This window comes from Streptococcus sp. SS4 (assembly GCF_030440125.1).
Classification (GTDB): Bacteria; Bacillota; Bacilli; order Lactobacillales; family Streptococcaceae; genus Streptococcus.
This window is the reverse complement of sequence record NZ_JAQFJM010000006.1, coordinates 1-23,984: the sequence shown is the minus strand read 5'-3', so window position 1 is coordinate 23,984 and position 23,984 is coordinate 1. Positions and strand designations below refer to the sequence as shown.

Genomic DNA, 23,984 nt, shown 5'->3' with positions numbered 1-23,984 from the left:
TTACTGTCTTATTTTTAACACTTTTTGATCTATCAAGCCCAGTTCAAAAAAGAAAAACAAGAATTTGTTGCCCGTAAGTTGGATACCGTGGGATGGACCAAGTACCTCTCAATTAGTGTACTTTGGTGGCTAGCTTTTGGTCTTATTTACCAGTCAATTGGAGCTAATCGTCCTTATCGTGATTCTATAACTGATGCGACAAACGGTGTTGGTCAGCTCTTGATGACAGCTGTTTACCGCGAACAATGGATTTTTTGGGCCGCTACCAATGTTTTCTCTATCTATTTGTGGTGGGGAGAAAGCCTTCAAATTCAAGGGAAATACTTCATTTATCTTATCAACAGTCTAGTTGGTTGGTACCAATGGAGCAAGGCAGCAAAGAAAGCTTAATACTTATGTTTATCAATTAATAAGAGGATCCAGTAGGGTCCTTTTTTTGTGTTTTTACAGTGAAGCAAAAGTCTTGCTTTTCTTTTTATTTGTGCTATACTTGTTCTTGTATCAGATACAAGTTATCTAAAGGAGTTTATATGGATACAAAATTTTCAGTGGCCTTACATATCCTAACCATGATTAGTGAGAGCAAGGATACCTTAAGTTCTCAAGCACTAGCAACTAGCGTTGGCACCAATGCGAGTTACATTCGAAAGGTAATCGCCTTATTGAAAAATGCTGGACTAATCCAGTCTCATCAAGGAAAAACAGGCTATCAACTCAGTAAATCGCCAAAGGACATCACCTTACTTAACATTTATTTTGCCACACAAGAAGTCAGCCACATCAGCCTATTTCCAGTTCATCAAAATAGCAATCCGGATTGTCCAGTAGGGAAACATATCCAAGGAGCCGTTTCACCACTATTTGCTAGCGCTGAAGCTCAACTTGAGAAGGAACTAGCCCACCAAACCTTAGAAGAGGTCATTAACAATCTTTATCAAGAAGCCAAACAAAAACGAAACTGATTTGCATGCAAATCAGTTTTAAAAAGACTAAACTTGTATCTTTGTCAAATACAACAAAAAATAGAAAAGAGAAGACAATGAAAGCCGCACAACATACTACTTATAACAAAAAGAATATCACACTAAACATCACAGAAATCGCAAAACCAAGTATCACAGACAAAGAAGTTTTGGTAAAAGTCACTGCAGCTGGTGTTAATCCTCTGGATAACATGATTTCCCGTGGTGAGGTCAAAATGATTGTCCCTTACAAACTCCCACAAACTGCGGGAAATGAATTGGTCGGTATCATTGAAAAGACCGGTAGACAAGTCAAAAATCTCAAAGTCGGAGACCGAGTTTTTGGACGTTTACCACTTGATCATATTGGCGCCTTTGCTGAATACGTAGCTGTCGATAGTCAGGCTCTAGCCAAGGTTCCAGACTATCTGTCTGACGAGGAAGCGGCTGCTGTGCCTTTGACTGCCTTAACCATTATGCAAGTCTTAGAACTCATGGGAGCTCAAGCTGGCAAAACCATCTTTATCTCTGGTGGTACAGGCGGTGTCGGTGGCATGGCCATTCCGATTGCTAAGGCTAAAGGTTTGAAGGTCATTACCAATGGGGCTGGAGATAACGCTGAGCGTGTATTGAAGCTAGGAGCAGATCGTTTTATCGATTACAAAACAGAGGATTATACAAAAACTGTTAGCCAGGTTGATTATGTCCTTGATACTCTTGGGGGCTCTGAGACTGAAAAACAAATGTCTATCATGAAAAAAGGTGGTCAGCTTGTTTCCCTCCGTGCTATGCCAAATGGTGACTTTGCCAAACGCATGAACCTGCCAAAATGGAAACAGATCCTACTTGGACTAGCCGGTCGCAAATTTGATAAGATGGCTGACAAATATGGCGTTCACTACCATTTTATATTTGTAGAAAGCAATGGTGGCGCTCAATTACAAGAGGTAGCTGACCTCTTTAGCAAATTAGAAATCAAACCATCTATCGATACAGTCTATCCATTTGAAGAAGTGAATAGCGCCTTAGACAAGGTCGCTAATGGTCGCTCACGTGGAAAAACAGTCCTCAGCTTTAAGAAATAAAAGGAAAAGACAATGTCATATCTTACAATTAAAAATCAATATATCACTGTCGACGGGAACAAAATCGCCTATCGCGAACTCAGCAAAGGTAAATCAAAACTACCTCTTCTGATGCTGGTCCATTTGGCAGCAACCCTCGACAACTGGGATCCAAAACTCTTGGACTTGATTGCTGAAAAGCACCATGTGATTGTGGTCGACCTTCCTGGTGTCGGTGCTAGTCAAGGAAAAGTGGCTCCAACGATTCCTGGAATGGCTGAGCAGACAATTGCCTTTATTCAAGCCCTTGGTTACGAAAAAATCAATCTCCTAGGCCTTTCTATGGGAGGTATGATTGCCCAAGAAATGATCCGAATCAAACCTAATTTGGTCAACCGTCTTATCTTGGCAGGAACAGGACCTCGAGGTGGAAAAGAGGTCGATAAGGTCACAGGGAAAACATTTAACTATATGTTTAAAGCTGGATTCGAGCGCATCGATCCTAAACGCTATATCTTCTATAACCATGATGAACAAGGGAAAATCGAAGCCTTGAAAGTTCTTGGACGAATGGGAATGCGAACCAAGGAATTTGCAGACAAAGACATGAGTGTGCCTGGTTTCTTGACTCAACTCAAAGCTATTAAACGTTGGGGGAAAGATTCTCAAGACGACCTAAGATTTATCATCCAACCAACCTTAATTGTCAATGGGGACAAGGATATGCAGGTTCCAACGGAAAATTCTTATGATATGCATGAGAAAATAAAAGATAGTAAGCTGATCATCTATCCAAATGCTGGTCACGGTTCGATCTTCCAATATGCAGAGGCGTTTTCAAAAGAACTCATTGCTTTCTTGGAGGACTAATATGGTCAAAACCATTCTAATAACAGGTGCTACGGATGGCATTGGAAAGCACTTGGCAAAGCAACTGGCCAGTGAAGGCCATCAGGTTATCCTTCATGGTCGCAATCCTCAAAAACTTGAATTGGCGCTTCAAGAGGTTCGGGCCGTTTCCCTGAGAGGCAGAGTTTCAAGCTACTTGGCAGATTTTTCAAAATTAGATGATGTTTATCGATTTGCGGAGGAAATCAAGCGAGACTTTCAAAGGATCGATGTCTTATTTAACAATGCAGGCCTGTATGCAGGAAAAGAACGAAAAGTAAGTGCTGAAAATGTCGAGTTGACTTTTATGTTATCCGTTCTCGTTCCCTATCTGTTAACAACTGAGCTAAGCCCCTTGTTAGAAAAAGCGACTGATGGCCGTGTCATTAATACCTCTTCCTATATGCATCATTTTGCCAAGGTCAAGGATTTGGACTTTGGATTTGAGAACAACTATCATCCAGGATTGGCCTATAATAATTCCAAACTCTATACCATTTGGATGACACGCTATCTAGCAAGAGATTTCTTTTTAAAAGGTTTAAATATCACCATCAATTCTTACCATCCGGGCTTGATTTCAACCAACTTGGGGAATAACTCTAGTGATGAAAAAACTAAGAAGTCCCTCTTCGGACGCTTGATGAAGTCTCTTTCAAAAGATCTAGATCAGGGAATCGAAACAGGCTATTATCTCACCTTATCAGAGGAAGTCAGGGGCTTGACAGGCTACTATTTTGATGAAAAGAAAGTCAAGTCGGTATCTGAAAAAGGCTACACATTTGAAAAAGCACGGAAATTAATAGATTACTGCCAAGAAAAGGTCAAAATGTTTAAAGAAAAGCAAGATTTTTAATTCCTTATTGATTTCGTAACTACCAAAAAACTCAAGTTTTATCAATGAAAACTTGAGTTTTTCTTAGATGAGGGCTAACAAAATGGTAAGAATCAGAGCGATTCCAATCCGAATGACATGATGGGCTGGATGGAAGTTTTCTTTGTGCTTGCCATTCCAATAGGCTCCGTAGCAAATCAACCCACAACCGATCAGCCAAATGAATAAAGCAACAATTGGCAAAAGGAAGTAGAGGATGAGAGAGAATGTCGCAAGGCCACTTCCGATGAGGAGAAATGTATTTCCTAGAGTGTGATTCCCTTTTTTAACTTCAGTAAGAGAAGCCAATAAGTGAAGAAGGGCAAAAGCAAGGGCAAAGAAGGCTGTAAAAATGTTGAAAATGTAATAAAGTGGCATATTTGTTTTCTTTCTAGGATAATTAAAGTAAATGTAATGTGACAGTGTTAAGAACTTAAGACTTTAACTTACCTTAGTTTGAGAGTCTTCTTATGAAGAACCATGAATGAAAGCACAAGATTAACAATGATAAGGATTAAAGTGATAAAAGAGTACCAATAAAGATTGATTGGTACGTTATTTTTGAGATAGAATAGAGAAAATAAACTCGTAAAAATACCAGTTAGCAATCCCGGCACATATTTTCGAATAACAATTGTCTGAATAAGATGTCCGAACACATGATAGATATAAGCGATTACGATGGTTGTGTAAATAGTATAGTTGTTAAATTGGTAACTAAGATAAAGTGTTATCATTAGAAGTAAAAGTTGCTCCATGACAATGGCATTGAAAGCAAAAGGGGTGTAAAAAGTGAAGATTTGTTTATATGGAATTTGTAATGATATTTTTTTGACAAAAGATGGCATCCATATGATTTCTTCCAGTTCATGAAGCATGAATAAACTCGGAAAAAGGAAATAAAATTGTAAGGTAGACATGAAAGCTAGTCCTTTCTAGATAACAGGAGGTTCATTTAGAGTTTGCGTGCAGTATCTCCAAATAAAACTTGATGACTTCTTGCTCGGTGTAGGACTTACCCTTTTTTAGCCACCAGCTCAGGGTTTCAATGAAGTTGGTTACGACCAGGTGCTTGAGATAGGAGTGAGGAATGTTGGGGTGTGCTTGAATCAGTTCGTCGGCTACCATTGGGTAGACATCGTGTTCTAGTTCTTTTCGCAGTTGCCGGATAAAATAATCGTTTTTTGAAAGCAAGAGACTGGTCACATGGTCTTGATTTTTCTTGAAATGCTGAAAGATATGGGTCAGGTAGTCTTGGGGAGAGAGCTGATCATCTCGCTCAAAGAGGTGGTGAAAGAGTTTTTGGCAGAGCTCATTCAGCAAGAGTTCCTTGCTCTCGTAATGGCTGTAAAAAGTTGAACGCCCCACATCAGCACGGTCAATAATTTCCTGAACGGTAATAATGTCGTAGTCTTTTTGGCTGAGTAAGTGTAAAAAAGCATGATAGATAGCTTTTCTAGTTTTGGTAATACGACGATCCTGTGTTGTCATATGGACACTTTGAACAAATTGTTCAGTAACGTACATCCTAAACAGTTTGCCCCTATCCTTTCCTTTTAGAGTTAGAGATAATACTAGTGAGAAGATAATACTATTACTAGTATACCAAAGGAAGGTAAAAAAATGAGTTCAAAACGTGCTGTTTGGCTGGCTTTTTTCTTGAATCTAAGTTTTGCCATTGTTGAGTTTATTGCAGGGGGAATCTTTGGTTCCAGTGCTGTTCTCGCTGATTCTGTCCATGACTTGGGGGATGCTCTAGCCATTGGCCTCTCGGCCTTTCTAGAAACGATCTCCAATCGTCAAGAAGATAGTCGCTATACCCTAGGCTACAAGCGTTTTAGCTTATTAGGGGCTTTAGTAACGGCAGTCATTCTGATGACCGGGTCTGGTATGGTGATTTTAGAAAATGTAAGCAAGCTTTTCCACCCTCAGCCCGTCAATGACCAAGGGCTTCTTTGGTTGGGAATGATTGCTATCAGTGTCAATGTGCTGGCGAGTCTGGTCATTCGCAAGGGACAAACCAAGAATGAATCCATTCTCAGCCTGCATTTTTTGGAAGATATCTTAGGTTGGTTGGCTGTCATCTTGATGGCCATTGTCCTCCGATTTACTGACTGGTATATCCTAGATCCCCTCTTGTCTCTTGCCATTTCCTTCTTTATTCTGTCCAAAGCCATTCCACGTTTTTGGAGCACGCTCAAGATTTTCCTGGATGCTGTGCCAGAAGGGGTAGATATCAAGCAAGTTAAGAATGATTTAGAGCAGTTGGATAATGTCGCTAGTATCAATCAGCTTAATCTTTGGACCATGGATGGCTTGGAGAAAAATGCTATTGTTCATGTTTGTCTGGAGAATGTCAAACATATGGAGGTCTGTAAAGAGTCTATCCGAGACTTGCTCAAAGAGAGTGGCTTTCAAAATGTCACCATCGAAGTTGATGAAGACTTGGCAACCCACCGAGCTCACAAGCGAAATATCGAAGAGCTGGAAGCAGAAAGTGAGCAGCAACACCATCATTAAGGTTTGTTTTTAAACTCTTAAAGTCTACCTTTAAGAGTTATTTTGATACTAAGTTCCCTAAAGTAAGCCTTTTCATGATAAAATAGAACAAATGTAGAACAAGGAGTATTTATGAGTAAGAGAGCTGTGTTGATGATGACCTTTGGGTCACCAGAAGAGATTACCTATGAAGGAGTAGCAGAATTTTTCACGAATATTCGGCGTGGTGTTCGTCCTGAACCACATGAAATTCAGACTTTATATGACAATTACGTCCGAATTGGCGGAACTCCACTTCAAAGGATAACTAGAGAAGAAGTGGATTTGGTTGCTTCTGCTCTTGGAGAACGAGCGTCGGTCTACTTTGCTAATAAATTTTCCCGCCCTTTTATCACTGATGTAATCAAAGAGATGGAGAATGACGGAATTGAAGAATGTTTGTGCTTGATTTTAGAGCCTCATTATTCTTACTATTCTGTCATGGGATATGAGAAATTTTTAGAAAGTGAGCAGATTAGGTTCCAAATTATCAAGGATTGGTACCAAGAACCTTCACTTCTTCACTATTGGGCTGATGAGATTCAAAATATTTTAGATCAAATTAGAGATGACAGCTATAAGGTGATTTTTTCAGCTCATAGTGTCCCAGTTTTGGCACTTGATTTTGGTGATCCTTATATCGATCAGATTTATGACAATACTAGCTTGATTGTGGAAATTTTAGGCCTTGAAGAAGACCAGTATACCAATACATGGCAGAGTGAGAGTGATATAGGTATTCCTTGGATTAAACCAGATGTCTTAGAATATCTGCGAGTTGAGAGTGAACACCCGAACCACTATATTTTTATTCCGATTGCTTTTATTAGTGAGCATATTGAGGTTCTTTTTGATAATGATGTGGAGTGTAAGGAGCTATGCCAAGAGCTCGGAGTGGCTTATCACCGACCTCCTATGCCAAATAACGATTCACGACTGATTAAAGCTCTTCTGTCAGCCATTCAGTCTCATATAGATGGTGACTATAGTGACTATCAACCTCAGCTAGAGACTTTTGATGAGTTGGAAGCTCCTTCAAGTACAGGTCAGATTTTGGAAGCAGAAAAAGATATTCAGATGCCTGATTTCGTCAAAAAATTGATTGCTAAAAAAGGTCGAGAGAATGTCAAGATGCCCTATCTAGTTAAGAAAATGCTTGAAAAGAAGTATGGGAAAAAATATGATTAAGTAACTAAATATGACCGTAATAGGGAGTGTTTGATGTGAGCGATTTCTTGTTAGAAAGTGTATACTATCAGAAACGAAGGAATAGAGGTTATTAAATGAAATCAGCAGTTTATACCAAAGCTGGGCAGGTTGGTCTAGTAGAAATTGATCGCCCGCAAATCGTGGCAGCAGATGATGCCATTATCAAGATAGTACGTACTTGCGTTTGTGGATCGGACCTTTGGAGTTACCGTAATCCGGAAATGGAAGAAGGACATAGAAATAGCGGTCATGAGGCTATCGGAATTGTCGAAGAAGTTGGCGAGGAAGTTACTACAGTAAAACCAGGTGACTTTGTCATTGCCCCTTTCACACATGGTTGTGGACAGTGTGATGCCTGTTGTGCTGGTTTTGATGGCTCTTGTGACAACCACCCAGGTAATAACTGGTCTGGGGGCGTGCAGGCTGAGTATATCCGTTTCCACTTTGCCAACTGGGCCCTTGTCAAAATTCCTGGGCAACCTTCAGATTATAGTGAAGGCATGCTCAAGTCACTTTTGACACTGGCTGATGTCATGCCGACGGGTTACCATGCGGCGCGTGTGGCTAATGTGCAAAAAGGTGACAAGGTGGTCGTTATCGGAGATGGGGCTGTTGGTCAATGTGCTGTCATCGCAGCTAAGATGCGTGGTGCTTCACAAATTGTCCTTATGAGTCGTCACGAAGATCGTCAAAAAATGGCTTTGGAGTCAGGTGCGACTGCAGTTGTTGCTGAACGTGGTGAAAAAGGCATTGCCAAAGTCCGTGAAATCCTCGGGGGAGGAGCAGATGCAGCTCTCGAATGTGTCGGTACAGAAGTAGCGGTAGATCAAGCTCTTGGAGTCCTTCACAATGGTGGCCGTATGGGATTTGTTGGTGTTCCACACTATGAAAATCGTGCCATTGGATCAACCTTTGGACAAAATACAACGATTGGTGGCGGACCAGCCTCTGTCACAACCTATGATAAACAAGTTTTGTTAAAAGCTGTTCTTGATGGCGACATCAATCCAGGCCGAGTCTTTACGACAAGTTATAAAATGGAAGATATTAATCAGGCCTATAAAGATATGGATGAACGCAAGTCTATTAAATCTATGATTGTTTTAGATTAGTTAAGTTATACAAAAGTCTTGGTAATGCAAGAGAGTTGTGTTTCCAAGCCTTTTTATATGTTACAAAAGAAAATATGTAAGATGAACTAGCTCAAAATTAGTATTGCTAGTAAAAGAGTTTAGGAGCATCTTGCTCTTTTATAAAGCAAATCGGAAAGGTATTTATGAAGAAAAAAGATCTTATTTTCAGTCTTTTAGCAATGTTTGGTCTTGTTTGTGTAGGTGGTTGGTATTTTATTTCCCAAAACCAAGCGCAGGCCGTAAAAGCAGAAGCAAGAAAAGCATTTATTCAATCAAGCCGTCCGACCATTTTTTTCCATGGTTGGGGCTCAAGCAGTCGTGCGGAAAGACATATGGCTAATGCGGCTAAAAAAGCTGGTGTGACTAAAACCATTATCGAAGCCAATGTGGCTGAAGATGGAACCGTCTCTCTTAACGGGAACATTCCTAAGGATGCTGTTAATCCAATTGTTCTAGTCAATTTTGACAAGAATCGAGGTGCTAGCACTCAGGACCAGGGAGACTATGCCCACGCTGTCGTCAAAGCTCTCCAAGATAACTACGGAATTACTGAGATGAATATGGTTGGTCACTCATACGGCAATATGGCCATCGTCTACTATATGCTCCAACACGGCAGTGATAAGACTCTACCTAAGCTGGTCAAACAAGTGGATATCGCTGGTCACTTTAACGGGATTATTGGCATGGATGAACCGGAAGAAAACTCTCTAGATAGCGAAGGAAAACCAACTAGCATGACCGAGTTATATGAAGAGCTCTTGTCTCTTGGAGACAACTATCCTCAAGGACAAGTTGAAGTCCTCAACATCTATGGCAATACAGGTAAAGAGAGTGATGAGCGCGTGACCAATCTATCCAGTCAATCCCTAGCCTATCTGCTTAAAGGTCATGTCAAATCCTACCAAGTAAAGGGAATCACAGGTTCTAACGGCCAACACAGTAAACTCCATGAAACAGCCTTGGTTGATAAGCCTCTAATTGCTTTCTTGTGGGGGAAATGAGTTGATAAGAATACAAAAATTCTAGTAGAGGCTGTCTACTAGATTTTTTAATACAATGATTGGGTTGGCAAAGAAGAGAAGTAAAAGAACGAATCCGATTTCATCTGACATTTCATGTAAAGAATGTTAAAATAAAGATAAGATAATGTAATCGTTTACATTAATTGAGTAATGTTATACATATATTCAGAAAATGGATTTTAACAGTCGCTTGTCTTTCTTTTGTTTACTCTAGTTTATAGGAGGTAGTGCTATGAAAAAGAAAATCAATCATTGTTTACTTTTGTTTCTCATAATATTTACAGCCTTGTTTTTGATGGGGTTCAGAAAGATGAAGTCTAGTGATTATAACAAGGTCAGAGGGGTTATTGTCGAGAACTGTAATAAAGTAGGTCTGTATGGTAAGGTTACTATTACTAAATTGTATTGGACAGCCTTAGAAATACCAACTTACCACGTGACTTATACCTATTCTGAGAAAACTTACGATGACCAGAAAGTAGTATTAGAGCAAAATACGGCTATTCATGAAGAAGGGTCAAGTGACTCTTATGGCAATGTTCCAGAATATAAAGAATCGTTTTTGAAGCAGAAATCTATCCAAAAGGTTGAGAAGAAAATTGAAAAACAATTGAAGAAACAAAAACTCGGTCTTCCTATTAGTTCATTTAGTTTTCTATCTAACTTCGGTCATGATGAAAAGGAGAAAAATCTGGATACCTTAGCCTCAGACAATCTCAAAGAAGGTAAGAAGGACTTTGCAGGCTACTATCAAATTCCATACCAAACCTTAATTAATCAAGATTTGATTGAGATGGTCATTTATATCGATGATGATGCATCAGTTAAATCACAAGATTTGAAAGATGCTGCTAAAAAGTTAGATGCTAGTAACCTTCCAAATGGTGAATATAGTTTCTATCAATCTAATTTTGAAGATGGACCAAATAATTCAGTCGATTACAATTTTAAAGTTAAAGATGGGAAAGTCGTTTTTTATGAAGACGAGAATCTAGTATTAGAAGATGATGGTTAAAGATGAAAGGTCGAAAAAATAACTAGGTTGAGGAATGATAAGTCTTAATTATATTTCTATCCCTAGTTATACACTATTGGAGGTAGTGCTATGAAAAAGAAAATCTATCGCATTCTATTCTTGATTCCCTTGCTGCTATCAGTTTTGGTTTTGACGGGTTGCAAGGTGATGATGCCTAGTGATTACATAAAAATTAAGCGGATCATCATCGAAGATTGTAACAAAGTGGGTCTTCATGGCAAAGTTACCATCACTGACTTACATTGGACTCCACTAGAAAGTCCAACTTACTACGTATCTTATACCTATTCTGAGAACACCTACGATGGGCAAACAATAAAATTGGAAGAGAATAATAGGGCTATTCCTGAAAATAGGTCATCTGATTCTCATGACAGTATTCAATTTTTACACTATAAGGAAGTATTTGTGGAACAGAAATCTGTCAAAAAAGTTGAGAATAAAATTGATAAACAATTGAAGAAACAAAATCTCGGTCTTCCTATTAGGTTTTTTAGTTTTCTATCTTATTTCAGTCATGATGAAAAGGGAAAAATATTGGATACTATTGCCTCCGAAAATCTTAAGGAAGGTAAGAAGGACTTTGCAGGTTACTATCAAATTCCATACCAAACCTTGATTGATCAAGAGTTGGTTTATATGACTATTTTTATTGATGATAATGAATCAATCAAAGAACAAGATATGAAAGATGCGGCTAAAAAGTTAGATGCTAGTGATCTTCCGAATGGTAAATATAATTTCTTTTATTCCAATACCAAGGATGAGAATCAAGATTCAATCAGTTATTCTTTTAAAGTAAAAGATGGGAAAGTCGTCTTTTATGGGGATGAGAATCTAGTAATAGAAGATGAAAATTAAAGATGAGAATAGTAAAATGAATGTTATTTGAGACCACTACCGGTTTTTAATTTATTAAAGATGATTTTAAAAGGCTTTGGCAAGATTTTCTTGATGACAAGCGACAAAAAGAGCATGATTAAAGAATCTTGCTCTTTTCGTTTTCCAAGCTTTATCTCAAAATATCCCAAAGTTCTTGGGGAGTATCAGCTACGAAATCAGGATTTTCTGCCAAGAGGGTCTCGTTTGTCCCAAATCCCCAGGTCACCGCTATTGTTTTGATGCCAACTGTTTTTCCACCAATCAAATCAAACTTGGTATCACCAACAATGACGGACTGGTCTTTAGGGGATTGATTTTCAGTAATGGCACGCTGCAAGACATCAGCCTTATGAAAAGCAGCAGGGGTAGATCCATAAATACCTTCAAAATATTCAGTAATCCCAAGGTGTTGGCACATTTCTAGGGCAATGGGTTCATTTTTTGAAGTTGTGATAAAGATTTTCTTGTTAGGGTCTTTACTAAGTTGTTCAAGAACTTCCTTAATGCCATCATAGAGGTGAGCTTCCAATTGTCCTTTGGTCTCATAATAGTCACGATAAATCTTGACAGCTTTGGCAGCACCTTCTTTACTAACCTCTTGTTTAAAGGTAACCTCGAGAGGTGGTCCCATAAAGGTACGAATTTTCTGATCACTAGGAACAGGAAGGCCTAGTCTTTCAAAAGTTTGAACAAAACCATTGTGAATACCCTCAGAACTATCAACGAGGGTACCATCTAGGTCGAAAAAAATATGTGTGAGTGTCATAGAATTCTCCAATATATTCTCTTTGGTTTATTATATCATGATAAAAACGGTTAAAGTGGTAAGGCTATTTATCATTCTAAAGTTGACATGACTTTTTTATGTGTAACTGTTCGTTCTTGCTTATTTCCAAGTGCCTTGATGCGGGCTTCTAGGAGAATTGGACGTCCTTGAACACTTCGCGTATAAATAAGATCATATTTTCCTAGGCTTTTTTGTATTTGTCGGAGGAAAGACTCTGCATCTGCCTTTCGCTTTTCAAACATACTTGGAACGGCAAAAAATTCGGTTTGGTCCTTCACTTTGTGACAAGCCTTTAAAATATAGCGTTGATTTTCGATAGGAGCAAAAAATTCAGTTATCGCCTGAGAAAAAATTTCTTTTTCCCTCATGCTAGCACCCTTGAGATAGATAGCGTTATAAATCGCCTGTTTACTATCTTTTACCACTCTAGGAGCAGACTCTTTAGTCTCAATCTGACCTGAATCCAGCAGGGCTTGGTGGATAGCTTTACCAAAAATTTCCAAACGATTATAGGGGCTCTTATAGATAAAATATCTTCCCCAGAAGACAGCTAGTAGAAGAAGAGCAAGTAGAAGTATTGGTAGACTATGAACAAACGGCTTTCCAACAATAAAGTATCTTGTCACATCAATGATAAAATAAGTGGCAGCAAGGGCTTGGGAAATAAGAAAGGCCTTCATCCAATCATTAAGGTATACCAACGGTAGAAATTGTTTGTCGACCTCAACTTGGTTGACCACTTCCATTTCTTCGTATAGCGGGAGGGCTTGTTGCCAACGGTCTTTAAGCTCCTGACGTTTTTGAGATAGTGTAATGGCATTTTGATTAAGCTTTTCTAGACCCTTTCGGCTAAAAGTTATTTGATTGAGGTCAAGGCGATCAATACCAGATTCGATAGTAGGCTCTTGATAATGGAGGCCCAGAAACTGTGTCATACGCCGATCTAACAAATCTAAGTCAGGACTAAGTGCATACAACTGCAGCTCTAATGTCTCATCGTATTTTTCTTTCTCATCTTGAAAATCAAACCATCTCCTAGGTGATAAATTAATAGAAACCAAATGCCAGATATTACTGGTTTTATTAGGATTGTCTGGCCAGACACGGATGGCACGGCCTCGCATCTGATTACTTAGCATAAAGCTTCCAACAAAACTAGCTAAAATAAGGGAGTTAACACAAGGGGCATCCCAACCTTCGCCCAATAAAGACTTGGTCCCAATAATCACCTGAATATGCCCTTCTTGGAAAAGCTGAGTAAGGGCAGTCACTAGATTATGGTGAGAACCAGAAACTCTCACCTTAAGATAGTCTTCTTGGCTCAATTGTCCAATAACATCATAGGATAAACGAGAATTAGGAATGAGTCGCTCTAGATGTTCTTTAGCTGAAGTTGGAATAATCACTAAACTTCCTGTCAATACAGCCACAGGTACTGTCCAAGACTGTTCAATCATTTCTCTACGAATAGATTCAAAGTAAGATAACACACCTAGTTGGGTAAATTGTGCACTGTTATCGCCTAGATGAATTTGAAAATCCTTACGTATAAAGTCTGTCAAAACAAGTTGACGGAGATTATTTCCTAGAGAATGGTATTCTGCCTTAAAAATATCTCTAACAGCATTGAGTTTTCCCAATGATTGATTAAGCAGGACATCTTGCTTCTTATTCCGGATAAGTTTAACTTGATTTCTCTCGATAAGACCATTTGCTTTCAAATCACTCTTTAGCTGATTAAAGGCTTCCTCGGTAAATCCATACCAATTTGGGACCTGGAAAATCACGCCATTAAGCAAGGTTTCAAACCACTCAAGCGTAAAAGTTGGCAAGGTTTTTGCAGAGAGAAGTTCTTGAAAACGTTGAGGAAAAGGCAATTCTTTAGACCGTAAGAAAATCAGGGTAGCGGCAAGGTATTTAGGATTAGCCAATAGGTCATCATAGCCAATTTGGCTACTTAGTGCTGGACTAGACTGAATAGTGTTCGAAAAGTTTATATCTCTAGACAATTTAGTTAGAAAGTTAAGTTTCTGCTTATCAAACTGGTCCAATTGTGCACGTTCTTCCTTAGTTGGAAAGGCGAAGTAGACATAGTCCTGGTGAGGACAGAGCGTCCCTTCCTTAACCAGTTCAGGCACTGTAATTTCTTCATCAATCTCACCACACATGCTTATATAACGTTCCCAAAGTGCAGGTTCTCCCTCGTATGGGGGTGTTGCTGTCAAAGAGATCATCTTTATATTTGGAAAAGCTTTATGAAAACTCTCTAAACTCTTCCACCATTCATTTCTTAAATGATGGCATTCATCCAGACAAAGAGTCCCTAAATCTTGGTCCCCAAAAGTTTTTCGAATATCGAAACCTTGAAAATCGAAATGCTCTTGTTGTGACTCATCATCTGTATCCTCAATAAGACTATCGCCCACGACTTGGTTCATAGCACTGTGCAGTGCCTGATAGGTCGCAACCGTAATCATTTTAGGCCTTTTTAAATCCTGTGAAATGAGTTGTTCTACTAGATTGTCATCACTTAAAAAAGCTTGTTTAATCCGATTTACCCATTGTTGACGGATGGTAACTGTCGGAACTAAAATTAAAGTTGGATTACCAAAACGCTGTATAAATTCAATTCCTAAGGTTGTTTTACCAGAACCAGGAGCAGCCACCAAGTGAATCTTTCCATCATCCATAAAACTTTCGGCTTTATCGAGAACACGCTGTTGGTACTGTCGCCATTGTCCCTTAAATGAAAGCTGATTTAACATAATTTCCCTCCAATGTTACTAACTATTATATCATAGTGAAGATAGATAGAACTGGCCATATGGATAAGCATGAATAGTAATATTTTTATAATATACGTCTCAAATATACAGCCAAAAACACCCCAAAATTGAGCTTTTGGAGTGTAAATCATGGGGCGCAATAATTAAGTTTTTAACGTAAACGAAGAGTTAGTTACGTTTTGGTTTGACTGCCATGCCTAGGCAGAGTGCCGCACTGATAAGACCAAGTGAAACTAGAGCAGCAGATTGACTAGAACCTGTTTCTGGGAGTTCTTTATGTGTTGGTTGCAATGGCGTTGGTGCCTCGTAAACTGTACCCTCAACGTAGTATACATTTCCTGGAACAGTTGGAGTTGCTGGTTGCACCGGTTCAGGCTGACTAGTTGCTTTAGTAACCAAGTGAGTCGTAGCAATCACTTCATAGGTATCCGTTTGAATACGATAAACACGTCCTTCTTGAACAGTTTCAATCACGTAGTTTGAGAATTGTTTGTTCAAAAAAGAGATCTCTTACTTAAAAGTTAAATATTCATAGATGATGATATAATCTGACTTTTCAAGAGCCTAGAAGATATCTTCTTAAAAAGAAATAGATGTTTTTTTACTCAAAGGTTATAGTTGATTTCCTATAATACCTCTTAGGAATCAAAAATATTCAATTCCTTCCAAAAAATCTTAGTCATAGATTGACATTAAAGAAGTTTTAAGATAACTTTAAAGTAACGATTTAATCCGATCTTATCGAGGGGTTGCCATGAAAAAAATAAATCTTCTTTATTTATTAGCTATTCTGGCCATCATATCTGGTCTTTTACTATATTACTTGCCAGACATGACGTCTGGACATAATGCAGAGTCAAATAATACAAGTCAAACTTTTAAGGAGAAGACGATTGTTCATGATTTAGGTACGACAAAGTTGAAAAAAGTTCCTAAACGTATTGTTATCCTCGACAACCTCTATGGTGAAATCTTGAATCCTTTAGATATCACTCCTGTAGGTGCAACAACTGGTCAAGCTAATAGTCAAGAATTTTCAACCCTCTTTAAGAAACAATACAAGGATGCAAAAGTGGTTTCAGTTGGTTGGCAGGGAAATCCAGATTTGGATAAGATTGCTGAGTTAAAACCAGATTTAATCCTTATGACAGGCGAGCAGGAAGACCTCTACGAGGAGCTGTCTGAAATTGCACCAACTGTTGGCTACCAGATCAACACTGATGAAAACTGGGACTATCACGAAACCTCATTAAAGGTAGCAGAAATCTTCGACAAACGTGATGAGATGAAGAAGGACCTGGATAGAGTGGATGCTAGGGAGGCTGTTTTCGCAGAGAATGTCAAAGCTAAGTTTGGCAATCAAAAACTCATGTACCTGCGCGTGACAGACAATGACATCCGTTATTACGCTTATGGGCATTTTGGTTATTTGTATGATACTTATCATTTCAATCGTGCTGAAACCTTCAATCCAGATGATATGTTCCAAGTTATCGATCCAGATAAACTAAAAGACATTAATCCGGACCTCCTGATTGTTCAAGCAGATTCTCAAGAGCTCCTAGAAAACAAACTTAAAAATAACCCTGTCTGGAGTAGCTTAAAGGCAGTTCAAAATAACAAGGTAATTTATGCTGATTACTCAACCTACATGCTGGGCTTTGGGATTGTCTCCCAAAAGGCCATAATGAAACAGATCTCTGATGAATGGGGATTAAATTAAACTAAAAACGACCGTGATGGTCGTTTTTTCTATGTTCAAAAGTAGTCTAACTGATAAACAAGCGTCGAATATGTTTCTTCAAGGCAAAATAAAGTTGAATGGTCATGGGAATCCAAATCAAGGGCTCGCATAGGATAACGCCAAGGTAGCCCATAGAAGGAATAACCAAAAGAACAAAGAGAATTTTTCCAAAAAGCTCAATGAAACTAGAGGTTAAAGGTGTGAGTTTTTTACCTAGGCCTTGGAGACTATTTCTGAAAATAAAGAGCATCCCCAAAATAGGATAAAAGAGAGAACTGATACGGAGGTAGCGACTGGCGTTGTCAATAATCACAGCATTATCAGAACCAGAGATAAAACCAGCCAAAAAGGGACTTGCTATATAGAGAAGGACACAAGCAATGACAGACCAAGTGATAGAAACAAGACAAGATTGTTTTAAACCAGCCACTATGCGTTTAAACTGTTTGGCCCCGAAGTTTTGTGAGGTGAAGGTGGTCACCCCAGCAGCAAGTGAGGTCAAAGGGAGAACAGCGAAAGACATGATACGCCTTGCTGCAACCTGAGCACTGATGATAAGAGGGCCAAAACCGTTAATGGCATACTGCAAAGTCACTGTACCAATAGAAACAATGGAATTCATAAGTCCCATGGCCATTCCTTGTCCAAAAAGGTCCAAATAAAGACTTGAATCAAGAACAAAGTCTGGCTTGCTTGGTAGAAGGAAGGTCACTTTTTTCTTAATATAGTACAGACAGAGGATAGCTGAAAGTCCCTGTGAGATAATTGTCGCTAAGCCTGCTGATTGAACACCAAGATGAAGTTGTGTAATAAAGAAAAGGTCTAAAACGATATTGACTAGTGCTGAAAAAATCAGAAAATAGAGGGCGGTAAGACTATCCCCAACCGCTCTGAGGAGTCCTGCACACAGATTATAACCCAAAGTTATTCCAACACAGGAAACAATCATAGAAATATACTGGTAAGATTGCCCGATAATAGAAGAAGGCGTTCCTAAAAATCTAAGCAAAGGATAGAGACCAAAATGTCCTAGAATCATAACCAAGGCACTTAAGCCTAGACCGATGACAACAGTGGCCGCCACAGACTGACGAAGTTTCCTGTAGTCTTGAGCACCATAGTAACGCGCGATAACAACGCCCATACCATTTCCAACGCCAAGAGCAAAGCCGATAACCAAATCAAAAATAGCAGAAGAAGCTCCTACAGCAGCCAAGGCATCTGGACCTAGAAAGCGACCTACAATCATGACATCGGCAGTATTGTAGAGTTGCTGGAAAATATTGGATATCAGAATTGGTAGAGCAAAGATTAAAAGAGACCTCAGAATTGGGCCTCGTAAAAGATCAACTGACGCATTTTTCATAGACTTATTATAGCAAGATTGTAATTGTGAAACAATGTTAAAAAGCCATCCTAGGATGACTTTTGCATATTTTTTAGATAGCGGCTAAGTATTTGTGTCATATGATTGTAACCCGCCGCAATCATTGGAATTTGTAAGTAAATGTAAGGTAGGGTGTACTGGCTCTTAGTCTCTGATATGAGGTGAAAGAGGATACCACCGAAGAGATAGAGGAAGGCATAGAGGCCCAGTGTTGCTCCATCTCCCATTCGTTTATAAGTGAAAGCATAGTAGAACGCACCACCAAGATATAGGACTAGGAGATAGCCTTGCATATAGGTCACAAAAAAGAGATGCAGGGTCCCATCGTGATAGATAGAGGTCGCAAACCTATTCCACAAAGGCTGAAACTTGTCTTTACTTGGACCGTTCCAGATGGACTGGAAGCTTCCCTCTGTCCAGGAGCTGATAAACTTGGTGCTGAAAAACCAACTGGCCTCATCGGGATGTGCTAGGAGGTATTGAACACGCTTATCAAAAAGATGATTGGCGCTTTTTTCAATCTTTTCGATATTGCCCTTTTTCTTAGCGTAAATGTCACGGACATAACCAGTATACCATCCTGGCATCCGTTTAGAATCGGGTTTGTCCTGCAAGCCCATGGCTAACCAAGCAATTTGAGGTGTTCCAGATATTTTTTGATGAGTGGTAATCTCATAGTAACTGGTTGTCGCTTTATGCAAGCTCATCGGAAAGGCAAAGAAAGCCAAAACCAAAAGTAAATAGCGGTAACGTTTCTCTCTGAGAGTCATTAGTATCAAAATACCAGATAATGCAATAATGAGAATAATATTATTGCTCCTTACCCAATAAGCCAAAGATAGCATAACCACCGAAAGAATCGCATTCCTAGCCTTACCACGCCTTAAGTAACGTAGGAAGAAGAGAATAGCAAAACTGGAGAAGAACAAGCCATACATGAGCCCGTAAGCAAACATAATGTTGAAAACTAGAGGTAAAAAACCAAAACTCATGATGACAGCCAAACGACTGACTAACGGTTTCGTAAACAGTTCATCCGTGATTTTCCAAGTCGCATAGTTCATACCAATGACCATGCCAAGATTCAATACATAGAAAACCGAGATGACCGGCAAAGGAATCAGATAGAGAACCAGGCGTTCAAAACTAAGCAATCCCAACTGATGAGGATAGCGGTAGAAGTAGGCTCCTGGTTTAATCAGAGAGAAGTTGCCAGCATTAAACTGGACCGCCCCTTTAAAGACAGTACCTGCATCGTCTCGTCCAGCAAAACTAGTCAGAAAAATCAAAAGTAGGCCAAAAATCATAAAGCAAACGGAAAAAAAGATGAAAATCTGCTTTGTTGTCAGTTCCTTTAAGATTTTGCGCCAGAGAAGTGTCAAAAGCAGAATGACACCACCTGAAACATAAACATACCAAGGGACGCTACTAATCTCTGCCCACTCAAAGTATCCAGTCATCATGGTCGTGCGAATGAGTAAAGCAGTCACAAATAATATCCCGAAGACTAAGAGCCCCACGTAGCGACCTAACCATTCTAAAACAAAACTCGTATATGACATAAGAGCCTTCATACTGAAAGTCTCCTTTAATATAGGTGATTACCCTTATAGTTTAGCACAGTCATCGGAAAAATGTAATGAAAACTAGAAGAAAATATCATTCATTTCTGAAACTAACCTACTTAGTTTACGACATAGAAAAACTCTCTTGTATCAGCAACAAGAGAGTTTGATTTTATAAAGAAGTTTACTTCATCCGCATGCTATCGATTTTTTCTTCAGTCGGTGTGACACGTAAGGTCTTTTGCCCAGTATAAGTTACAAATCCAGGCTTACCTGCCGTTGGCTTGTTGAGTTTCTTAACATCAATCATATCCACTTGAACCAAGTTTGATAGACGAGCCTTAGAATAGTAGGCTGCCAATTCAGCCGCATCCGTCTTGACCTCGTCAGTTGGGTTAAGATTGTCCTTGATAACTACGTGACTACCTGGGATATCCTTGGCGTGGAACCAGAGCTCCCCTTTTTTAGCCATCTTGAAGGTCAACTCCTCATTTTGTAGGTTGTTACGACCAACCATGATAATTGTCTTGCCATCAGAAGCCAGATATTGTTCAGGTTTCTTACGTTTGTGACGTTTATCGGTTGAACGACGCTTCATAAACCCAGCCTGAACAAGCTCCTCACGAATATCCTCGATTTCATCCATATTGGCTTGAGAAAGACTGAATTCAACACTTTCTAAATAATCAATGGTCTGTTTGGTTTCCTCAATCAAACCAGTCAAGTGCTTAACAGCTTCCTTGAGCTTCTGGTATTTCTTGAAGTAACGCTGCGCATTTTGGTTAGGCGTTAGAGCCACATTTAGGGGAATCGTAATCTTTTCACCAGTGTAGTAGTTGTCTAACTCGACACTATCCTTGTCATTTGGCACCATGCTGAGGTAGGTGGTCAACAGTTCCCCTTTTTGACGGAACTCCTCAGCATTTTCAGTCGCTGCAAGCTCTTTTTCCTGTTTAACAAGTTTCTTCTTGTTTTTTTCCAGCTCATTTTGCACACGATGGATCAGATCACTAGCCTGTTGTGCCACACGATCACGCGCCGCCTTGTCCAAGTAGTAGTAATCCAAAAGGGCTGATAAGGTCTCAAATTCAGGTTGGTCCTGACTATCAGAGAATCTTACAGCTGAAAATGCCTTAGCCGTTAAGTTTGGCTTTACTTCACGATTGAAGAAGGCACGGAAATTCTTGAGTTTATCAGTATCCAGTAAGGCTGATAATTCATTGGCCGTGTCACGCCCCAAACCTTGGAAAAGTTTTTGAAGGTTTTTAGCTGACAAATCCTCAGTTTGTAGGATCTCAAAGAGTTTTTCGTCTGGAATGTCAAAAGGATTCTTGGCGTCCGTCTTAGGAGGAGCAATATAGGTAGACCCAGGGAGAATTGTTCGGTAACTATTTTGTGAGAAACCAACGTGTTTGATAGACTCAATGATTTTGCTTTCGTTCTTGTCAATTAGGATAATATTGGAGTGTTTCCCCATGATTTCCATAACAAGAGTAACCTTAACACTATCACCGATTTCGTTTTTGTTAGAGACCGAAATTTCAAGGACACGGTCGTTTTCCAGTTGCTGAATATCCTCGATAACCGCTCCCTGAAGGTATTTCCGCATAATCATGGTATAGGTGTTTGGATTCTGCGGATTTGGTAGCTCGGCCTTGGTTGTCTGAATACGCCCAAAAACAGGGTGAGCCGAAAGCAGAAGCTTGTAATTCTGACGATTGTTACGAATGGTCAAGACCAACTCACGCTCAAAAGGCTGATTAACCTTCTGGATACGCCCGTAAAGCACTTGCTCACGTAGCTCAGTGGTCATATGATGAAGAAAAAAGCCGTCAAAAGACATGGTGTACTTCCTTTCTTGTTATTGATAATACTTGTTTTATTTTTAAAATAAAATTTTCTGTGAGACTTTCCTTAGGTGTTGGCGGACGTCAGCGAACTTTTACAAAGTTCCGTGACTAATTTTTGAGCCTAGCGTCTCAAAAATTCCGAGCGCCTGAAACCTTTTAGTTTCAGGCGCTTTTAACACGGCGGAAAGTCTCGGTTAATTGCTCGCTCTGCTCGCAAAAAAGATATTTCAAAAACTTGCAGAGTTTATTAGCTTTGTTTGTTTTTTATAAATAATTTGCATACGTTATGAACGTAAATATTGCCTAACCATTATAGCATAAAGGGAGTAGAAATGCTTGGTGAGGGGAGTAGGAACTAAAGATATTATTAAAATGTGAATTATTCATCATAAAATAGTCTGTCTAAAATTGTTAAAAAGTTATGGCTTTTATTATCATGAATACCTTTGAATTTACATCTAACTTGTGGTATCATTTAATATGCTGAAAATTAAAGGAGCATTAAATGAACGATATAAAAAAGATATGCAATGCGACTAATTTGAAATACCTAGCTGTTGCACTTATGTTTTTGGACCAAATCTATCAGATGTTCGGGAGTATGGGGGCACCTATATGGTTGACGATGTTGGGACGTCTGGCTTTCCCAATTTTCCTCTTTCTTGCTGCTGATAGTTTTCACTACACTCATGATCGTATGGCTTTTCTCAGGCGTCTGCTTTACATGAGTTGGTTTATGATCATTGGCAACGCCATCATTGGTAGTATTTTTCATAATGGTAGTATCGGTTTAACCAACAATGCCTTTTCAACCTTCTTTATTACTGGGATTTTTATTTGTTCTTGGGATTTGTTGGCTAAGGGGCTTCGCGATAAATCGAACAAGGAGTTGATTCAAGGGATTGGTGTCTTTCTCTTGCCGATTCTATCATCCATTCCGGTTGTAATCCTTGCAGGTATATTTGAAACACCACATGCAAACCCACTCCTTGTGCAGATTGTTGCCTTTATCCTGTCACTTGTTCCAAGTATTATCATGGTTGAGGGTGGCTTTGTGATGGTTATTCTTGGTTTGCTGTTCTATATTTTCCGTACCAATCGCATTGCTCAAATCATTGTCTTAGCTGTTATTTCAGTGATTGCCCATCTCTTTGATCCGACGGGTGTGCAATGGATGATGGTCTTTGCTGCGATTCCTATGTATTTCTATAATGGTGAGCGTGGTAGTGGTAACAAGAATTTCTTCTATATTTTCTACCCAGCCCATATTTATCTCTTGTGGATCCTAGCAAGTTTGTTTAGATAAAATGACAAAGACAGTCCTTGTGCTGTCTTTTTTCATGCTCAAAGTCCGTTTTTATAGTTTGTTTCCTGCTTCTAAAACTGCTATAATTTAAGGCGTAATAGAATCATGCGATAAGTAAATTGGAGGTATATCATGACAAAAGTAGCAGTAGTATTTGCGGACGGATTTGAAGAAATCGAAGCCTTAAGCCCAGTGGATGTCTTTCGCCGAGCAGAATTTGACTGTAGCATGCTTGGACTCGAAAATGTGTCAGTGACTGGCTCACATGGGATTCAAGTTGCGATGGATGGCGTATTTGATGGCAATTTTGCGGATTATGACTTGGTGGTCCTTCCTGGAGGTATGCCTGGATCAACTAATCTACGCGACAACGAAACTTTGATTGCCTCTCTTCAAGAGGCTGCAAAAGCTGGAAAATACGTTGCTGCTATTTGTGCTGCACCAATTGTTCTCGAACGTGCTGGTCTTCTTGAAGGGCGTAAATTCACATGTTTTCCTGGCGTAGAGGAACAAATTGCATCTGGCGAGCATCAAACTGACTTGGTAGTTGTTGATGGTAATATTGTCACTAGCCGTGGTGCTGGAACAGCATTAGCCTTTGCTTATGCCTTGGTCGATCTGTTGGGTGGCGATGGTCAGCAGTTGGCTCATACTATGGTTTACGACAGATTGTTTAAATAATGTTTTTTAGGGCTCTTGTTCAAGAACTCTAGCACCTCTTGTTAGGAATGTTGACAATTTATTTTCCCCTATGAGATGATAGAGAACGTATCAAACAGAGGGCCTAGTTATAGGCTGGAGAGACCTTAGCTTAATTTTATGGCTCTTTGTCAACTGTAGTGGGTGACGAAAAGCTAACATCTAGAGAGGACCAGATAGGTCTTCTCTTTTTGTATATTCAGAGTGATGAAAACACGCTTCCTAAAGTTGATAAAATTTTTAAAACCG

The 23,984-nt window shown here is 39.4% G+C and carries 22 protein-coding genes and 1 pseudogene; 14 read left to right on the top strand and 9 right to left on the bottom strand.

Annotated elements, in window-relative coordinates; genetic code table 11:
- Positions 1–27 precede the first annotated feature (27 nt).
- From pnuC to PCY16_RS06090, 5 genes and pseudogenes are all read left to right on the top strand, one after another.
- Positions 28–390 (top strand): annotated as a pseudogene (gene pnuC / locus PCY16_RS06110) (nicotinamide riboside transporter PnuC); the annotation flags it as partial.
- A 140-nt stretch (positions 391–530) separates the two neighbouring features.
- Complete coding sequence (locus PCY16_RS06105) at positions 531–962, top strand: Rrf2 family transcriptional regulator (protein WP_195413606.1); 432 nt, start codon at positions 531–533, stop codon at positions 960–962.
- Between the two features lie 77 nt (positions 963–1,039).
- Positions 1,040–2,047: an NADP-dependent oxidoreductase gene (locus tag PCY16_RS06100; RefSeq protein ID WP_195413607.1), complete on the top strand. Its 1,008-nt coding sequence runs from the start codon at positions 1,040–1,042 to the stop codon at positions 2,045–2,047.
- 12 nt (positions 2,048–2,059) lie between these two features.
- Positions 2,060–2,896 carry an alpha/beta hydrolase gene (locus tag PCY16_RS06095; protein ID WP_195413608.1) on the top strand — a complete coding sequence of 279 codons (837 nt, stop codon included), beginning with the start codon at positions 2,060–2,062 and terminating at the stop codon, positions 2,894–2,896.
- A gap of 1 nt (position 2,897) precedes the next feature.
- A complete protein-coding gene (locus PCY16_RS06090) occupies positions 2,898–3,770 on the top strand; it encodes an SDR family NAD(P)-dependent oxidoreductase (RefSeq protein WP_195413609.1) in 873 nt (290 codons plus the stop codon).
- A 63-nt stretch (positions 3,771–3,833) separates the two neighbouring features.
- Here the strand turns inward: PCY16_RS06090 and PCY16_RS06085 are convergent, their stop codons facing one another.
- From PCY16_RS06085 to PCY16_RS06075, 3 genes are all read right to left on the bottom strand, one after another.
- Positions 3,834–4,166, bottom strand: a complete 333-nt coding sequence (locus PCY16_RS06085) for a glucuronide permease (protein WP_195413610.1) — start codon at positions 4,164–4,166, stop codon at positions 3,834–3,836.
- Positions 4,167–4,234: 68 nt separating this feature from the next.
- Positions 4,235–4,708 carry an HXXEE domain-containing protein gene (locus PCY16_RS06080; protein WP_145516850.1) on the bottom strand — a complete coding sequence of 158 codons (474 nt, stop codon included), beginning with the start codon at positions 4,706–4,708 and terminating at the stop codon, positions 4,235–4,237.
- 31 nt (positions 4,709–4,739) lie between these two features.
- The gene (locus PCY16_RS06075) at positions 4,740–5,279 is read right to left on the bottom strand and encodes a TetR/AcrR family transcriptional regulator (protein ID WP_229056630.1); all 540 of its coding nucleotides are present in this window, start codon (positions 5,277–5,279) and stop codon (positions 4,740–4,742) included.
- 132 nt (positions 5,280–5,411) lie between these two features.
- On the opposite strand from PCY16_RS06075, the gene PCY16_RS06070 reads away from it, so the two are divergent.
- From PCY16_RS06070 to PCY16_RS06045, 6 genes are all read left to right on the top strand, one after another.
- Positions 5,412–6,308 carry a cation diffusion facilitator family transporter gene (locus tag PCY16_RS06070; protein ID WP_195413612.1) on the top strand — a complete coding sequence of 299 codons (897 nt, stop codon included), beginning with the start codon at positions 5,412–5,414 and terminating at the stop codon, positions 6,306–6,308.
- 111 nt (positions 6,309–6,419) lie between these two features.
- The gene (gene hemH, locus PCY16_RS06065) at positions 6,420–7,514 is read left to right on the top strand and encodes a ferrochelatase (RefSeq protein WP_195413613.1); all 1,095 of its coding nucleotides are present in this window, start codon (positions 6,420–6,422) and stop codon (positions 7,512–7,514) included.
- A 95-nt stretch (positions 7,515–7,609) separates the two neighbouring features.
- Complete coding sequence (locus tag PCY16_RS06060; protein ID WP_195413614.1) at positions 7,610–8,647, top strand: alcohol dehydrogenase catalytic domain-containing protein; 1,038 nt, start codon at positions 7,610–7,612, stop codon at positions 8,645–8,647.
- Between the two features lie 164 nt (positions 8,648–8,811).
- Positions 8,812–9,672 (top strand): alpha/beta hydrolase, encoded by an 861-nt coding sequence (locus PCY16_RS06055; protein WP_195413615.1) that lies wholly within the window; start codon positions 8,812–8,814, stop codon positions 9,670–9,672.
- 253 nt (positions 9,673–9,925) lie between these two features.
- A complete protein-coding gene (locus PCY16_RS06050) occupies positions 9,926–10,708 on the top strand; it encodes a hypothetical protein (RefSeq protein WP_229056631.1) in 783 nt (260 codons plus the stop codon).
- Between the two features lie 90 nt (positions 10,709–10,798).
- The gene (locus PCY16_RS06045) at positions 10,799–11,590 is read left to right on the top strand and encodes a hypothetical protein (protein WP_229056632.1); all 792 of its coding nucleotides are present in this window, start codon (positions 10,799–10,801) and stop codon (positions 11,588–11,590) included.
- A gap of 151 nt (positions 11,591–11,741) precedes the next feature.
- Here the strand turns inward: PCY16_RS06045 and PCY16_RS06040 are convergent, their stop codons facing one another.
- The 3 genes from PCY16_RS06040 to PCY16_RS06030 all read right to left on the bottom strand — a co-directional run bounded on the left by PCY16_RS06040 (position 11,742) and on the right by PCY16_RS06030 (position 15,682).
- On the bottom strand, positions 11,742–12,377 hold the full coding sequence (locus PCY16_RS06040; protein ID WP_073688903.1) for an HAD hydrolase-like protein: 636 nt from the start codon (positions 12,375–12,377) through the stop codon (positions 11,742–11,744).
- 71 nt (positions 12,378–12,448) lie between these two features.
- Positions 12,449–15,163: a DEAD/DEAH box helicase family protein gene (locus PCY16_RS06035; protein WP_195413618.1), complete on the bottom strand. Its 2,715-nt coding sequence runs from the start codon at positions 15,161–15,163 to the stop codon at positions 12,449–12,451.
- 189 nt (positions 15,164–15,352) lie between these two features.
- Positions 15,353–15,682, bottom strand: coding sequence for an LPXTG cell wall anchor domain-containing protein (locus PCY16_RS06030; protein WP_229056633.1), 330 nt, complete (start codon positions 15,680–15,682; stop codon positions 15,353–15,355).
- Between the two features lie 256 nt (positions 15,683–15,938).
- Here PCY16_RS06030 and PCY16_RS06025 point away from each other — a divergent pair, with 256 nt between their 5' ends.
- Positions 15,939–16,907 (top strand): ABC transporter substrate-binding protein, encoded by a 969-nt coding sequence (locus tag PCY16_RS06025; RefSeq protein WP_195413619.1) that lies wholly within the window; start codon positions 15,939–15,941, stop codon positions 16,905–16,907.
- Positions 16,908–16,953: 46 nt separating this feature from the next.
- Here PCY16_RS06025 and PCY16_RS06020 read toward each other — a convergent pair whose 3' ends face one another.
- The 3 genes from PCY16_RS06020 to PCY16_RS06010 all read right to left on the bottom strand — a co-directional run bounded on the left by PCY16_RS06020 (position 16,954) and on the right by PCY16_RS06010 (position 21,723).
- Positions 16,954–18,294, bottom strand: coding sequence for an MATE family efflux transporter (locus tag PCY16_RS06020; protein WP_195413620.1), 1,341 nt, complete (start codon positions 18,292–18,294; stop codon positions 16,954–16,956).
- A gap of 50 nt (positions 18,295–18,344) precedes the next feature.
- Positions 18,345–19,889, bottom strand: a complete 1,545-nt coding sequence (locus tag PCY16_RS06015; RefSeq protein ID WP_070577241.1) for a hypothetical protein — start codon at positions 19,887–19,889, stop codon at positions 18,345–18,347.
- 175 nt (positions 19,890–20,064) lie between these two features.
- A complete protein-coding gene (locus tag PCY16_RS06010) occupies positions 20,065–21,723 on the bottom strand; it encodes an NFACT family protein (RefSeq protein ID WP_037599888.1) in 1,659 nt (552 codons plus the stop codon).
- A gap of 512 nt (positions 21,724–22,235) precedes the next feature.
- Between PCY16_RS06010 and PCY16_RS06005 the strand changes: the two genes are divergently transcribed.
- The gene (locus PCY16_RS06005) at positions 22,236–23,036 is read left to right on the top strand and encodes a TraX family protein (RefSeq protein ID WP_060971791.1); all 801 of its coding nucleotides are present in this window, start codon (positions 22,236–22,238) and stop codon (positions 23,034–23,036) included.
- Positions 23,037–23,168: 132 nt separating this feature from the next.
- Entirely contained in the window at positions 23,169–23,717 is a 549-nt protein-coding gene (locus tag PCY16_RS06000; protein ID WP_060971790.1) for a DJ-1 family glyoxalase III, read from the top strand.
- Positions 23,718–23,984: the final 267 nt, after the last annotated feature.

Coding starts and splice junctions, on each gene's coding strand:
- PCY16_RS06105 (WP_195413606.1), top strand. CDS start 531: ATGGATACAAAATTTTCAGTGGCCTTACATATCCTAACCATGATTAGT.
- PCY16_RS06100 (WP_195413607.1), top strand. CDS start 1,040: ATGAAAGCCGCACAACATACTACTTATAACAAAAAGAATATCACACTA.
- PCY16_RS06095 (WP_195413608.1), top strand. CDS start 2,060: ATGTCATATCTTACAATTAAAAATCAATATATCACTGTCGACGGGAAC.
- PCY16_RS06090 (WP_195413609.1), top strand. CDS start 2,898: ATGGTCAAAACCATTCTAATAACAGGTGCTACGGATGGCATTGGAAAG.
- PCY16_RS06085 (WP_195413610.1), bottom strand. CDS start 4,166: ATGCCACTTTATTACATTTTCAACATTTTTACAGCCTTCTTTGCCCTT.
- PCY16_RS06080 (WP_145516850.1), bottom strand. CDS start 4,708: ATGTCTACCTTACAATTTTATTTCCTTTTTCCGAGTTTATTCATGCTT.
- PCY16_RS06075 (WP_229056630.1), bottom strand. CDS start 5,279: ATGACAACACAGGATCGTCGTATTACCAAAACTAGAAAAGCTATCTAT.
- PCY16_RS06070 (WP_195413612.1), top strand. CDS start 5,412: ATGAGTTCAAAACGTGCTGTTTGGCTGGCTTTTTTCTTGAATCTAAGT.
- hemH (WP_195413613.1), top strand. CDS start 6,420: ATGAGTAAGAGAGCTGTGTTGATGATGACCTTTGGGTCACCAGAAGAG.
- PCY16_RS06060 (WP_195413614.1), top strand. CDS start 7,610: ATGAAATCAGCAGTTTATACCAAAGCTGGGCAGGTTGGTCTAGTAGAA.
- PCY16_RS06055 (WP_195413615.1), top strand. CDS start 8,812: ATGAAGAAAAAAGATCTTATTTTCAGTCTTTTAGCAATGTTTGGTCTT.
- PCY16_RS06050 (WP_229056631.1), top strand. CDS start 9,926: ATGAAAAAGAAAATCAATCATTGTTTACTTTTGTTTCTCATAATATTT.
- PCY16_RS06045 (WP_229056632.1), top strand. CDS start 10,799: ATGAAAAAGAAAATCTATCGCATTCTATTCTTGATTCCCTTGCTGCTA.
- PCY16_RS06040 (WP_073688903.1), bottom strand. CDS start 12,377: ATGACACTCACACATATTTTTTTCGACCTAGATGGTACCCTCGTTGAT.
- PCY16_RS06035 (WP_195413618.1), bottom strand. CDS start 15,163: ATGTTAAATCAGCTTTCATTTAAGGGACAATGGCGACAGTACCAACAG.
- PCY16_RS06025 (WP_195413619.1), top strand. CDS start 15,939: ATGAAAAAAATAAATCTTCTTTATTTATTAGCTATTCTGGCCATCATA.
- PCY16_RS06020 (WP_195413620.1), bottom strand. CDS start 18,294: ATGAAAAATGCGTCAGTTGATCTTTTACGAGGCCCAATTCTGAGGTCT.
- PCY16_RS06015 (WP_070577241.1), bottom strand. CDS start 19,889: ATGAAGGCTCTTATGTCATATACGAGTTTTGTTTTAGAATGGTTAGGT.
- PCY16_RS06010 (WP_037599888.1), bottom strand. CDS start 21,723: ATGTCTTTTGACGGCTTTTTTCTTCATCATATGACCACTGAGCTACGT.
- PCY16_RS06005 (WP_060971791.1), top strand. CDS start 22,236: ATGAACGATATAAAAAAGATATGCAATGCGACTAATTTGAAATACCTA.
- PCY16_RS06000 (WP_060971790.1), top strand. CDS start 23,169: ATGACAAAAGTAGCAGTAGTATTTGCGGACGGATTTGAAGAAATCGAA.